At 64.0% G+C, this 14,150-nt stretch carries 11 protein-coding genes; 7 read left to right on the top strand and 4 right to left on the bottom strand.

Going from position 1 to position 14,150, the window contains the following annotated elements; all coding sequences use genetic code 11:
* Positions 1-67 precede the first annotated feature (67 nt).
* Positions 68-2,851, top strand: coding sequence for a DUF4159 domain-containing protein (locus tag BUA54_RS14490; RefSeq protein ID WP_072857973.1), 2,784 nt, complete (start codon positions 68-70; stop codon positions 2,849-2,851).
* A 79-nt stretch (positions 2,852-2,930) separates the two neighbouring features.
* Complete coding sequence (locus tag BUA54_RS14485) at positions 2,931-5,012, top strand: hypothetical protein (protein ID WP_072857972.1); 2,082 nt, start codon at positions 2,931-2,933, stop codon at positions 5,010-5,012.
* Here BUA54_RS14485 and BUA54_RS14480 read toward each other — a convergent pair.
* The gene (locus BUA54_RS14480) at positions 5,009-5,707 is read right to left on the bottom strand and encodes a DUF599 domain-containing protein (protein WP_072857971.1); all 699 of its coding nucleotides are present in this window, start codon (positions 5,705-5,707) and stop codon (positions 5,009-5,011) included. The genes BUA54_RS14485 and BUA54_RS14480 overlap by 4 nt on opposite strands.
* Before the next feature lie 79 nt (positions 5,708-5,786).
* On the opposite strand from BUA54_RS14480, the gene BUA54_RS14475 reads away from it, so the two are divergent.
* From BUA54_RS14475 to BUA54_RS14455, 5 genes are all read left to right on the top strand, one after another.
* On the top strand, positions 5,787-7,220 hold the full coding sequence (locus BUA54_RS14475) for an FAD-linked oxidase C-terminal domain-containing protein (RefSeq protein WP_072857970.1): 1,434 nt from the start codon (positions 5,787-5,789) through the stop codon (positions 7,218-7,220).
* Positions 7,221-7,283: 63 nt separating this feature from the next.
* Entirely contained in the window at positions 7,284-8,363 is a 1,080-nt protein-coding gene (locus BUA54_RS14470) for an FAD-binding protein (protein ID WP_072857969.1), read from the top strand.
* Entirely contained in the window at positions 8,363-9,760 is a 1,398-nt protein-coding gene (glcF, locus tag BUA54_RS14465) for a glycolate oxidase subunit GlcF (RefSeq protein WP_072857968.1), read from the top strand. Before BUA54_RS14470 ends, glcF begins: the two co-directional genes overlap by 1 nt.
* Positions 9,761-9,818: 58 nt before the next feature.
* A complete protein-coding gene (locus BUA54_RS14460; protein ID WP_072857967.1) occupies positions 9,819-10,622 on the top strand; it encodes a trypsin-like serine peptidase in 804 nt (267 codons plus the stop codon).
* A gap of 141 nt (positions 10,623-10,763) precedes the next feature.
* The gene (locus tag BUA54_RS14455) at positions 10,764-11,231 is read left to right on the top strand and encodes an Hsp20 family protein (protein ID WP_072857966.1); all 468 of its coding nucleotides are present in this window, start codon (positions 10,764-10,766) and stop codon (positions 11,229-11,231) included.
* Between the two features lie 69 nt (positions 11,232-11,300).
* Here the strand turns inward: BUA54_RS14455 and BUA54_RS14450 are convergent, their stop codons facing one another.
* From BUA54_RS14450 to BUA54_RS14440, 3 genes are all read right to left on the bottom strand, one after another.
* Positions 11,301-11,783: a pyridoxamine 5'-phosphate oxidase family protein gene (locus BUA54_RS14450; protein ID WP_072857965.1), complete on the bottom strand. Its 483-nt coding sequence runs from the start codon at positions 11,781-11,783 to the stop codon at positions 11,301-11,303.
* Between the two features lie 128 nt (positions 11,784-11,911).
* Positions 11,912-13,399, bottom strand: a complete 1,488-nt coding sequence (nhaC, locus tag BUA54_RS14445) for a Na+/H+ antiporter NhaC (RefSeq protein WP_072857964.1) — start codon at positions 13,397-13,399, stop codon at positions 11,912-11,914.
* Positions 13,400-13,596: 197 nt separating this feature from the next.
* The gene (locus BUA54_RS14440; protein ID WP_072857963.1) at positions 13,597-14,058 is read right to left on the bottom strand and encodes an RrF2 family transcriptional regulator; all 462 of its coding nucleotides are present in this window, start codon (positions 14,056-14,058) and stop codon (positions 13,597-13,599) included.
* Positions 14,059-14,150: the final 92 nt, after the last annotated feature.

Raw genomic sequence — 14,150 nt, 5'->3', positions numbered from 1 at the left:
TCGTCACAAATACCTCGGGGTCTGGGGCAGAGCCCCAGGACGTCGCCCAAATCACAAGGCCCGCCTGATGTTCACCCTCGGCCCCCTCGGCTTCACCGCGCCATGGCTCCTGCTGGGTCTGATCGCGCTGCCGGTCCTGTGGATCCTGCTGCGCGCTGTACCGCCCGCGCCGATCCGGCGCCGCTTTCCCGGCGTGGTATTGCTGCTGGGCCTGACCGATGCCGACAGCCAGTCCGACCGCACGCCATGGTGGCTGCTGCTGCTTCGGCTGGCCGCTATCGCTGCGGTCATCATCGGGTTTGCCGGGCCCATCCTGAACCCGCAGGACACCCGCGCGGGGACCGATCCGCTGCTGATCGTTGCCGACGGAACCTGGGCCGATGCCAGCGACTGGCAGGCCCGCACCGACCGTATCGGCGCCCTGCTTGACAATGCCGCCCGTTCGGGGCGGACCGCAGCCGTCGTGACACTGACCGACCTGCCTGTCGATGGTCCCACATTCCAGTCGGCCGAGATCGCGGCGCGAGGCCTGCCGAACCTTGGACCCGCCCCATGGGAACCCGACACTGTGGCCTTGACGACTTTCGCCGACACGCTGACAGGAACCTTCGATACCTTCTGGCTGTCGGACGGATTGGCACGAGACAGCCGTGCACCTCTGCTGGAGGCACTGGAACGCCATGGCCGCGTGACGGTCTTCCAGACACCGCGCAGCACGGTCGCCCTGCGACCGGCCCAGTTCGTCGACGGCAACATCATGTTGTCCGCCACCCGCACTCCGACCGGGCCGGCACTGACCGTGCCCGTGCAAGCCATCGGCCTCGATCCCGCGGGAGCGGAACGTGTCTTGGCAAGCGTCGACATGGCTTTTGAAGCTGGCGAGGGCATCGGTGATGTCACGCTGTCCCTACCCCCCGAACTGCGCAACCGCGTCACCCGCTTCGCCGTCGCCGCCACCCGCTCGGCAGGGGCCGTCACGTTGACCGACGATGCCCTGCGGCGGCGCGAAGTGGCACTGATCGCCGGAGGAGGAGAGGCTGAAGGGCTCGACCTGCTGTCGCCGCTCTATTACTTGCGCGAGGCGCTGAGCCCGACCGCCGACCTGATCGACGGCACGCTGGACGACGTGCTGCTGGCAAACCCCGACGTGATCGTGCTGGCCGATGTCGCCAATCTGTCCCCGACCGAGGAAGACGGCCTCGTGCAATGGGTCGAAGCGGGCGGCCTGTTATTGCGCTTTGCCGGGCCACGGCTGGCCGCGTCCGACGTGGGCCGCACGACAGAAGATCCATTGCTACCCGTTCGCCTGCGCGCCGGGGGCCGCAGTGTCGGAGGCGCAATGAGTTGGGGAGAGCCGAAAGCGCTGGCGGCTTTTCCCGAAGGCTCGCCATTCTTCGGCCTCGCAATCCCTGCTGACGTGACGGTTGCGTCACAGGTCGTGGCCCAGCCGGATCCGACGCTGGCCGACCGGTCCATCGCACAGCTTGCCGACGGTACGCCGCTGGTCACGCGCAAGACGATGGGTGAAGGCCAGGTGGTGCTGGTTCACGTCACGGCGAACGCCGAATGGTCGACGCTCCCGCTTTCCGGACTTTTCGTGCAGATGCTGGAACGGCTCGCGATTTCCACCCGCCCCACCGCGCCGGATGCCGAAGCGCTGGAAGGCACGGTCTGGCTGCCGCAGGCCCGACTGGATGCCTTCGGGCGGCTTGACGATGCGACATCAGAGGCTGGGATTGCCGGCGAGATGCTGGCGCTGGGCGTCGTTGGCCCGGACTTGCCCCCGGGTCTTTATGCCAGTGAAGATGCGCGGATCGCCGTGAATGTCGCGGGGCCCGATACCGTCCTCGCGACAGCCCAGTGGCCCGCCCGCGTCCCAGTGGAAGGTTTGGACGTCGCCCGAGAGACGCCGCTGAAAGGCGCCCTGCTGGCCGCTGCGCTGGCGCTCTTGATGATCGACGTGATTGCCTCGCTCGCTGTCGGCGGGCGGTTGCGCGGGCCACGCGCTGATGTCGCGGCGGCGCTGACCTTGGGGCTGCTGCTGGGACTTGCGCCGCATGCCACGCGCGCCCAGACCCCGCCCAATGCCGCAGCCGACGATTTCGCCATCGCCGCGACCAGCAACGTGGTTCTGGGCTACATCCTGACCGGTGACCCGCAGACCGACGAGATTTCAGAGGCCGGGCTGCGCGGCCTGTCTGACACGCTAACACGCCGCACCTCGATCGAGCCGGCCGCACCGATGGCCGTCAACCTCGAGACCGACGAACTGGCCTTTTTTCCGTTCCTCTATTGGCCCGTCGTGCCGAATGCGCCGCTGCCCAGCCGCGAGGCCTATGCCAAGCTGAACCGCTACCTGCGAACCGGCGGCATGATCCTGTTCGACACCCGCGACGCGGATACCGCGCACTTCGGCTCTGCCAGCCCCGAGGGGCGGCAGTTGCAGGCGATCGCCCGCACCCTGGACATTCCACCGCTGGAGCCGATCCCAGAGGATCACGTTCTGACGCGGACCTTCTACCTTCTGCAGGATTTCCCGGGCCGGACCGACAGCCGCGACGTCTGGGTCGAGGCGGCACCGCCCGATGCGGAGCTGGCGGACGGCATGCCCTTCCGCAACCTCAACGACGGCGTGACGCCGGTGGTGATCGGCGGCAACGACTGGGCGAGGGCCTGGGCGGTCGATGCGCGCGGCAATTCGATGTTCCCGGTCGGTCGCGGTCAGGCCGGAGAAGTCCAGCGCGAGTACGCCTATCGCTTCGGGGTGAACCTGATCATGCATGTGCTGACCGGCAACTACAAATCCGACCAAGTGCATGTGCCGAACCTGCTGGAGAGGTTGGGTCAATGACCGGACGACGCGCGCGCGGCTCGGGTGAAATGCCTCCGGCGAAGGTATTTGAGACGAGAAGAAGCAGGGGACCCGCGCAATGACCGGAACAATCGTTCTCGACCCGCTGCTTCCGCTTCTGGCGATCTACGTCGTGGCGACTATGGTTGTTTCGGGGATCGCGCTGGCGATCTGGCGGCGGCTGCCGGGATGGTGGCTGCGCGGGCTCGCGGGGTTGGCGCTGCTGGCAGCACTGCTGAACCCGGCGGTCCAGTCAGAGGAGCGTGAGGCACTGTCCGACATCGTGGTGCTTGTCGTCGACCAGTCCGCCAGCCAGCGCCTGAGCGACCGGCCCGCGCAAACGCAGACGGCCATCGCCAATGTCCGGGCAGAGGTCGCCCGGCTGGACAACACGGAACTACGGGTCGTCACGGTCGGTGACGGCGAAGGCGACGGTGGCACGTTGCTGATGACCGGCCTGTCCGAGGCCTTGGCCGAAGAACCGCAGGGCCGGATCGCGGGGACCATCCTGCTGACCGACGGGCGGTTGCACGATCTGGAGCGGACCCCGGCGCTACCTGCACCATTGCACGCCTTGCTGACGGGCCAGCCTGATGACTGGGACCGGAGGCTGGTCGTCTCCAACGCCCCCGCCTTTGCCATTCTGGGCGAACCCGTGACCCTGACGCTGCGGATCGAGGATCAGGGCGCGGCGCCGGCGGGTGTTCCCACCGTGCCCCTGACGATCAGTATCGACGGAGCAGAGCCGCTGCCTTTCGACGTGCCGGTGGGGCAGGATATCGAACTGCCGGTCGATCTGCCTCACGGCGGCATGAACGTGCTGCAATTCGCGACGCCAGCGGTGGATGGCGAGCTGACGGCGCGCAACAATGCCGCTGTTGTACAGATCAACGGCGTGCGCGACCGGTTGCGCGTGCTGCTCGTCAGCGGCGAGCCCCATGCGGGCGAGCGCACCTGGCGCAACCTTCTGAAGGCTGATGCGGCGGTGGACCTCGTGCATTTCACCATCCTGCGCCCACCGGAAAAGCAGGACGGGGTGCCGGTCGACGAGTTGTCGCTGATCGCCTTCCCGACCCGCGAACTCTTCATGGAAAAGATCGAGGATTTCGACCTGATAATTTTCGACCGCTATCGGAGGCGGGGCATCCTGCCGTCACTCTATCTGGAGAACATTGCCAATTACGTCCGCAACGGCGGCGCGGTGCTGGTCTCCTCCGGCCCGGAGTACGGCGGGGCCGAAAGCATCTATCGTTCGCCACTGGAATCGGTCCTGCCCGGCGCACCGACCGCACGCGTATTCGAGGAAGGCTATGTCCCCCAGGTCAGCGATCTGGGCGAACGCCATCCGGTAACCGAGGGTCTGGAAGCCATGTCGCCCGCCCCGGCAGAGGGCGAGGGTCCCGGCTGGGGCCGCTGGTTCCGGCTGGTGGATACGACGGTGGCCGACGGGGCTGAGGTCCTGATGACCGGCCTCGACGATCGCCCCCTGCTGACGCTGAACCGTGTCGGCGAGGGCCGCGTGGCACTGATCGCCTCGGACCAGAGCTGGCTGTGGGATCGTGGCTATGAAGGCGGCGGGCCACAGGCAGAATTGCTGCGCCGGCTGGCACACTGGATGATGAAGGAACCGGAACTGGAGGAGGAGGCGCTGTGGGTCGAGCCGACCGGGCAGACCATGCGCATCATTCGCCGCACGCTGGAGGAGACGACGCCGGACGTCACCGTGACGGGCCCGGACGGAACGGAGACGGTGCTGACTCTGGACGAGGTCAGCCCCGGGCGGTTCGAAACGCTGTGGGACGCGCCCGACGTTGGCCTTTATCGGCTGACGGACGGCACGCTGGACAGCGTTATTGCATTGGGACCGGCGGCACCGAAGGAATTCGAGCAGACCATCGCCACGGGCGATTTGCTAAATCCTGTCATCGACCGTACTCGAGGCGGGATGACCAATATCGCAGACGGCGCGATCGACCTGCGTAGCGTGCGCGAAGGGCGGCCCGCTGCTGGCCGTGGCTGGATGGGGATCACGCCACGCGGCGCCTACCGCACCGCGGCGATCAGCGTCCGGCCTGTGCTTCCAGCCTGGACCTTCCTTCTGATCGCGGCCCTGCTGACCGTGGCTGCATGGCTGCGCGAAGGGCGAGGATCTCGGCGCTAGACGATCTCGCCCAACAGGATGCGGCGAGGGAGAGAGGCGAACTCCCGGCTCCAGATCGTCCAGGCGACGACGAGCGTGGCAAGGATCATCGCCCATGCCCCAATCAGCCACGCGAGGGCGCCCAGCGCGAAATACATGGCGCGCAGTCCCCGGTTGAAGTTCATCGCAGCGCGAACGTTCAGTTCCCCCGCTTGCGCGGCGAGGGGATAGGCTTTGGGGTCGTCCGGGTCCTGCGGGACGGCAGCCATTACGACGGAGCAATAGCCGAACACCCGGTTCGACCAGACGAACTTCAGGAAGGCTGTGACAAGGAACAGCGTGACAAGGCCGAGCTTTACCTGCCAGACCAGTGCGGGCGTTTCGACCACCATGACCTCTGCCGCGACACCGCGCAGGGGGTCCGTGTTGCCGATCAGCGCGAGCACGCCGCCGATGGCGAAGATGCTCGTCGAGGCGAAGAAGGATGTGCCTTGCCGCAGGCTCGAAAGTATCTGGCTGTCAAAGATGCGGGGTTCGCGGGTGACGAAGACCTTCATCCAGTCACGGCGACGCTGCGCGACAAGGACGGTGACAGAAGGACGGTGCGGATGCGGATGCTCGATCAACCAGCCCAACGCAAGCCAGGCGCCGACGATCAGCAAAAGCGCGACGATATCGAGCGCGCCGAGTGCGGCGAGGTGGGTCATGGCTGTCATCCTTTGGATCTACCATACCCCCGGCGCCTTGCCATCCGTCCGAATTGGTTATATTTACTTACCAATCCGGAGGATTCCCATGCAGATGCCAGACCCAAGCGCCCGCGTCATCGCCCTGAAGGAGCGACTTGCCGAACGTCTGAGACAGGTCCTGGCGGCTGATGCGGTGATTTCCGATGTGTCAGAGACAAGGGCCTATGAATGTGACGGGCTGTCCGCCTACCGGTGTCCGCCGCTCCTCGCAGTTTTGCCGGCCTCGACCCAGGAAGTGTCGGACGTGCTGCGCATTTGTCACGAGATGGGGGTGCCGGTCGTACCACGGGGCTCGGGTACATCCCTTGCGGGTGGGGCGATGCCGACGGCAGACAGCGTAATCCTCGGCGTGTCTCGTTTGAACGCGGTGATGGAGACGAACTATGCCGATCGGATCATCCGGGTACAGACCGGACGCACGAACCTGAGCGTCACCGGGGCCGTGGAGGGCGCAGGTTTCTTCTACGCGCCTGACCCGTCGTCTCAACTGGCCTGCGCGATTGCCGGGAACATTGCGATGAATTCCGGCGGGGCGCATTGCCTGAAATACGGCGTGACCACGAATAATCTGCTTGGCGTCACGATGGTGATGATGGACGGCACGGTGGTCGAGATCGGTGGGGCGCATCTGGACGCACCGGGCCTCGACCTGCTGGGCCTGATCTGCGGGAGCGAGGGTCAATTGGGCGTGGTGACCGAGGCAACTTTGCGCATCCTGCGCAAGCCGGAAGGCGCGCGGCCTGTGCTGATCGGCTTCAACGGCAATGCCATCGCCGGCGCCTGCGTGTCCGACATCATCAAGGCGGGGGTCCTGCCCGTCGCCATCGAATTCATGGATCGCCCCTGCATCGAAGCCTGCGAAGCCTTTGCGCACGCGGGCTATCCCGACTGCGAGGCGGTGCTGATCATCGAGGTCGAGGGCTCTGACACGGAGATTGATCACCAGCTAGCGCTGATCGGAGAAATAGCGGCGCGGCACGATCCGGTAGAGGTGCGCGAGGCGCAGGATGCCGATCAGGCGGCGCGCATCTGGCTGGGTCGCAAGTCGGCCTTTGGCGCGATGGGACAGATCAATGATTATATGTGCCTCGACGGCACGATCCCCGTGACGGAATTGCCGAACGTGCTTGACCGTATCCGCCAGATGTCGGCTGAATACGGGCTGGATGTGGCCAACGTCTTTCACGCTGGCGACGGCAACATGCATCCACTGATCCTTTATAACGCCAATACGCCGGGCGATCTGGAGCGTTGCGAAGCCTTCGGCGCTGCGATCCTGAAGCTGTGCGTCGAGGTCGGCGGTTGCCTGACCGGAGAGCACGGCGTTGGCATCGAGAAGCGCGACCTCATGCACGTTCAGTTCAATGCTGCCGATCTGGAGGCGCAGATGGCGGTGAAGGATGTCTTCGATCCCGGCTGGCTGTTGAACCCGGCGAAGGTGTTTCCCCTGGACGCGAGCGAGGCGCATCGGGCGGCCTGAGCCTTTGGGCCAGCCCCCAAACCCCCAAGATGTTTGTGACGAAAAGAAGGGTGGACCGGCGCCATGATGCCAGTGACCGAGGATGAACTGGCCGATGTGATCCGGGATGCTGACGGGCCGCTGGAGGTGCGGGGCGGTGGCACGCGCGGAATAGCTTGCAAGGGGGCCATTGTGTCCACCGCAGGGCTGACTGGCATTACACTCTACGAACCCGGCGCGCTGACGCTGGTCGTCAAGGCGGGCACGCCGCTGGCGGAGGTCGAAGCGGCCCTGGCCGCTGAGGGGCAGCGGTTGGCCTTCGAGCCGACTGACATGAGGAGGCTGCTTGGGACAGGCGGTGAGCCCACCATCGGCGGGGTCGTGGCGACAAATGCCAGCGGACCGCGGCGAATTCAGGTCGGGGCCTGCCGGGATCACCTGTTGGGCGTGCGCTTCGTCGACGGCACCGGCAACATCGTCAAGAACGGCGGACGCGTGATGAAGAACGTCACGGGCTACGATCTGGTCAAGCTGCTTGCCGGGTCGTACGGCACGCTGGGGGTCATGACCGAAGTCAGCCTGAAGGTGCTGCCCTTGCCGCAGGCGATGGCCTCGGTTGCGATAACGGGACTGGACGACATGCAGGCGGTGGCAGCGATGTCGGCAGCACTTGGCTCGCCCTACGACGTTACGGGGGCGGCTTTTGTCAATGGTCGCGTCGTCGTGCGGCTGGAAGGATTCGGCGAATCTGTCACCTATCGCGCCGAGAAGCTGATGCGCGAACTGGCCACGTTCGGGGCGGCTTCGGTGACGGATTTCGACTGGCAGGCGCTCCGCGACTGTGCCGTCTTCGGGAACCGGTCCGGCGACGTCTGGCGCGTGTCGATCAGGCCGTCGCGGATGCCCGACACCGTCGCAGCCCTGCGCGCCGGTGGAGAGGTCGACGTCATTGCCGACTGGGGCGGCGGTCTGTTGTGGGTTCTATGCCGGGCGGAGCGCGATCTGCGAGCCGACATCACCACGGGCCATGCCACACGGGTACGTGGCACCGGCGGAGCGTTCCCGCGCTTTCATCCCGAACCCGCGCCGGTGGCGACCCTCAGCACGGGGCTGCGCCGGCGCTTCGACCCGCGCCGAATTCTCAACCCTGGAGTTATGGGCTGATGCAGACGACATTTACCGAAGCCCAGCTGCGCGACCCCGGCACGGCACGCGCTAACCAGATCCTGCGGGCTTGCGTGCATTGCGGGTTCTGCACCGCGACCTGTCCGACCTATCAGGTGCTGGGCGACGAACTCGACAGCCCGCGCGGGCGCATCTACCTGATCAAGGACATGCTCGAAAACGAGCGGGTCCCCGATGCGAAGACCGTGAAGCATATCGACCGTTGCCTGTCCTGCTTGGCCTGCATGACGACCTGCCCATCGGGCGTTCACTACATGCATCTGGTCGATCACGCGCGGGCCTACATCAACGAACACTACCAGCGTCCGCCCGGCGACCGCGTGCTGCGCTGGGTGCTGGCGCGGGTGCTGCCCTATCCTGGGCGGTTCCGGCTTGCGCTGCTGGGGGCGAAGATTGCAAAGCCGTTCGCCGGATTGATCCCCGATGCCCGACTGCGTGCGATGATCCGCATGGCGCCAAAGGTGATCCCCCCCGTCAGCCGCAACGACGATCCGCAGACCTTTGCCGCGGCGGATCAACGGATGCGCGTGGTCCTGATGACCGGCTGCGCCCAGCGCGCACTGAACACAGATATCAACGACGCCACCATCCGTCTGCTGACACGTCTGGGGGCAGAGGTCGTGATCCCCGAGGGGCAGGGCTGCTGCGGCGCCCTCACCCACCACATGGGCATGGAGGACGAAGCCCATGCCACCGCCGCCCGCAACATCCGGGCGTGGACGGCGCAGATGGATGCAGGCGGCCTCGATGCCATCGTCATCAATACAAGTGGATGCGGAACAACGGTGAAGGACTACGGCCACATGTTCCGCAACACCGATCTGGCGGAGGATGCCGCGCGGGTTTCGGCCATCGCCAAGGACGTGAGCGAGGTGCTTCTCGATCTGCTGCCCACCGGGTCGCCGCATCTGAACCTGAACGTGGCCAAGGGCGGTATTGCGGGCATCGACGCCGCACGCCTGCCGTCTGACCCCGATGGTGCCGAAACCGGGGGGCTGCGCGTTGCATATCATGCCGCCTGCTCCCTGCAGCACGGACAGAAGGTAAGGGCGGCGCCGAAGGATCTGCTGAAGCGCGCAGGCTTCACTGTGCTGGAGCCGGCCGACAGTCACCTGTGCTGCGGATCAGCCGGCACCTACAACCTGATGCAGCCCGAAATCTCTGAACAGCTGAAAGTCCGCAAGGTGAGGTCGCTGGCGGCCCTACGGCCGCATGTGATCGCGGCGGGCAATATCGGCTGCATGATGCAGATCGGGACCAATGCAGGTGTCCCGATCGTGCACACGGTAGAGCTGCTGGATTGGGCGACAGGCGGGCCACGCCCCCCTGCCTTCGATCGTCCGGTCGATGCGCCACCGGTTCCCATATTGCGGTAGACGCCATATGACCGCCGTAACCGGTCACTACAATGACCGCAAACCGACGGGACGAGGCATGCGAAACCTTCTTCTGGTATTGATTCTTGGTATTCTGGCATCACGTCTGCCGGCGCAGGATACGGACCTGCAACCGATGGTGACCAAGGAAACCAGTCGCGGCTGGGAAGCGGTCGGCCGCCTCGACATCGACCGGAGCGGGTTCTGCACGGCGGCACTGATTGCCGAAACGACGATCCTGACCGCAGCACACTGTCTGTTCGACGATCAGGGCGCTCGCATTCCGCCTGACCGGTTCACCTTTCTGGCAGGCCTGCGCGATGACCGCGCCGCTGCGACGCGTGCAGTGACCCGCGCCACGCCGCATCCCGATTACATCCACCACGGTGCGCGCGCGCAAAACGACGCGGTTTCGGTCGATTTGGCAGTGCTGGAACTCGACCGACCGATAAGACTACCCAGCCTTGCCCCCTATCCGGTCGGCGTCGCGCCGACGCAGGACATGCCGTTGACGGTCGTGTCCTACGCCCGTGACAGGGCCAATATCGCGAGCCTGCAGAAGACCTGTCATGTGCTGGACGCGATCAGTCACGTGGTGATGATGACCTGTGCCGCGGATTTCGGCGCCAGCGGCGCGCCGGTCTTTGCCACCGGCAACGGCATCGCGCGGATCGTGGCCGTGCTCTCTGCCAAGGGAGAGTCGGATGGTGACGCCGTGTCATTGGCCGCGACGGTATCAGATACGCTGGACGCGCTGCTTGCGGCACACATCACAGCTCAGACCCCGATCTTGTCCAACGGTCCGCGATTTACAGCCAGCGGGGCACGCAACGACACCGGCGCAAAATTCGTCAGACCCTGAGGGGACATACCCTCTTGAACGGAACGAAATTGATTCCCAAATATGCCGGGCGACGGTGCCACAGCGGGCCGTTGCAAAAACCCGGCCCGTCCTCGAAGGGGAGGGCTATCACCATGTTATCGCTTTGAAAAGGATGACCCAATGCGTACCTTTGACCTGACACCCCTATACCGTGCCACTGTCGGATTCGACCAGATCGCCGACCTTATGGACCGTGCCTTGGCCTCTGACGTCGGCCAGTCGACCTACCCGCCTTACAACATCGAAAAGACCGAAGATGACGCGTGGCGCATCTCGCTCGCGGTGGCCGGATTTTCTGATACCGACCTGTCGATCGAGGTCAATGACCGTGCCCTGCTTGTGACCGGTCGCAAGGCCGAGGACGACAGCGATCGCAAATTCCTGCACCGTGGCATCGCCACCCGCGCCTTCGAGCGTCGTTTCCACCTCGCCGACCATGTGCGCGTGACCGGCGCAAGCCATGTTGACGGCATGCTGCATATCGACTTGGCTCGCGAAGTACCCGAGGCGCTGAAGCCCCGCCGCATCGCGATCGAGAAGGCTGCTGCCAGTCATACGGACGTGGTGGACGCCAAGGCCGTCAACTGAAGTTGCCATAGCCCCGACATGACGAAGGCGGGCCGTCAGGCCCGCCTTTTCTGGTTGTAGCGGTAGCGATCAGAACGTCAGATCGGCCTGATAGCCCTGATCGGGTTCTGCACCCGTGATATTCGCCTTCGCGATTTCGTAGATGAACTTGACGCCGCTTGTAGTGCTGAACCAGCATCCAGCCATGCGGGGCGTCAGGCACAGCAGTTGAACGTCCGGGTCTTCTTTCCCATCGTCAAACCATGCCGCGGCGACGGCATTCCATAATTCATCGAGGATGGCCTTGTCGTTCACATGGGCAAGTTGCCCTTCGACGTTGGCATAGAGGCCGGATTTCGCATCTGCGATGACGAAACGCGCATCCTTGGATGCCGCCGCGGTATTGTCCACGATCTCTTCGCCCTTCGCGGCGATGAACCAGATTTTGCCATCACGCGCCTTGCGCAGGGTCGGCGACATTGGCACCAGCTTGCTGTTTTCCGCAAGGCCCAGCATGCCAGCCTGCACGGTGTCGACGCGATCCCAGAAATCAGCTTTTGCGTCTTTGGTCATGTACTCTTTCCTTCGTTGATACGTCGCACAAGAAACCCGCGCGTCGCGGGCTTTGTTCCCGTCGCCGCGAACGGCGAAAGGCCACGATCATGCGATCGCGGCCCCTGCTCTGGTCTTCGATCCTGTCGTCAGGCTGGCTGCGCCTCGCCAAGATCGTGATCGGACATGTCCATGACATCTTCGTTGTCCGCGTCCCACTTCCGGCGCTCCTCGTCCGTCGCTTTGGGCGAGAAGAGGCCCGTGATGGCATAGAAGATGCCGATTACCGGCGCCGTCCAGCAGGCGAAGGCCAGCGGTATGTAAAGCAGGTTCTGCAGGTTGCCATCCATGATCCCCAGACCAAGCGCGCTGATGACGAAGGCGCCACCGGCGTTCCACGGGATCAGAGGCGACATCATGGTGCCACCCTCTTCGACGGCACGGGACAGGTTCAGCGTGGAATAGCCCATGCCGCGGTAGAGGGGCGAATACATCCGTCCCGGCAGCGCGATACTGATGTAGGGATCGCCAGCCACCACGTTGGTCGCAAAGGACGTGGCAATGGCAGAGGTCTGGACCGCGCCGAAACTGCTGACCTTGGAAATGATCGACTGGATGATCGATTCGAGGCAGCCAGTCCGTTCTAGCGCACCGCCAAAACCCAGCGCGATGAGGATCAGGGAAATCGTCCACATCATCGACTGGATGCCACCGGCGTTCAGCAGGTTGTCGATGTCGCCGACGCCCGTCTCGATGCTGTAGCCGGATTGCGCATAGGCAAAGACGTCGTGAATTCCCACGCCCTGCCAGAAGACCGCAACAAGACCGCCGGCCAGTACACCGGCAAAGAGCGAAGGCAGCGGTGGATTCTTGGTCAGCGCCAGCACGACCACCACGACGGCGGGCAGCAACGGCACGATCCCGAGGTTAAATTGCGATTGAAGCTCTGACGTGATTGCCGTGATCGCGTCAAAGGAGGATTCGCCTGTATCGATAAACATGTATTCGGCAACCAGATAGATTACCAATGCGATCAACATCGCAGGGATCGTCGTCGCGAGCATGTTTTGAATATGGTCGAAGACGTTGGTGCCTGTAACGGCGGGGGCGAGGTTGGTGGTATCCGACAGCGGAGAGATCTTGTCGCCAAAGAATGATCCGGACACGACAGCGCCGGCGGTCCAGTAGACCGGCACACCGAAGCCTGCACCTATCCCCATGAGTGCAAGGCCGACAGTGCCGACCGTCCCCCAACTCGTACCAAGCGAAACCGAAACGACGGAACACAGGATCATCGCGGCAGCGAGGAAGATCGACGGGTTAAGGATGTTCAGCCCGTAGTAAATCAGCGTCGGAACGGTGCCAGACGCAATCCACGTGCCGATGATCATGCCGACCACGATTAGGACGGCGACGGACGGCATCGAGACATGGATGACGTGAAATATGCCTTCGCGGATATCCTCCCACGTCTGCCCGCGCAGTACGCCGAGCAGCGACGTGATGGCAAGGCCGATCGCCAGCGGGATGTGAGGGGTGAAATCGCCGTAGTAAAAGAGCTGAAGGGCAAGTAGCCCCAGCGTCAATACGACCGGCAACAGCGCCAGTCCCAGCGATGGCAAATTCTTTTGCGACATTGTGGTTCCCTCGGTTTTGTTCCGTCTTGTTGACGGGCCAACGGACTCATCGGCAATTTAGTTCCGATTTCCTGACTGGGTTGAAGATTATTGCGCCAACCATCTGATACGCAGCAATCTTTTTGCGTGCCACATCTGTCGGTTTAGGCGTCCGGCTCGCTTTTCGATCTGCCGGCTTTACTATGAAGCCGCCCAGGTCAGGCCGAGGGTATGGCCTCAGACGACATTTCGCCTCGCGTTTCGCCCTTCATCAGGTCCGCAAGGGTCATGCCTTCGAACATCAGCAGATAACCGTAATAGGCATCGGAAAAGGCGCGGCGGATGCGGCAAGTCGCTTCGTCGGTACAATCGTCGCAGATCCGGTAGGCTACCCGCGACAGGCATGGCAGTGGAGAGATCGGGCCATCGATCAACCGAAGCAGAGACGGAATGGATATGCCAGCAGGATCCTTGATCAGCACGTAGCCGCCGGACCGGCCACGAGTAGATGCGACCAAGCCCGATTTCTTGATATCCAGCATGATGTGTTCAAGAAACCGCTTTGGCGCGCCGGATTGCTGGGCAATATCTTCGATCCGCAAGGGCCGCCCCTGCCCCGCAGCCTCGTCGCCAAGGACCATGACGGCCTTGAGGGCATATTTCATCTTTTGCGTGATCATTCCGCACAGTATGCAAACTGCGCTGCCGCTCGCAAGCCAATGACGCCGTGATCGGTCGTGATTTCAATTCACCATCGGCTGCCGGGTGGCAG

It is taken from the genome of Loktanella atrilutea, assembly GCF_900128995.1.
Taxonomy (GTDB): Bacteria; Pseudomonadota; Alphaproteobacteria; order Rhodobacterales; family Rhodobacteraceae; genus Loktanella; species Loktanella atrilutea.
Note: the sequence above shows the minus strand (reverse complement) of the source record. Positions and strands in the feature narration are given on the sequence as shown.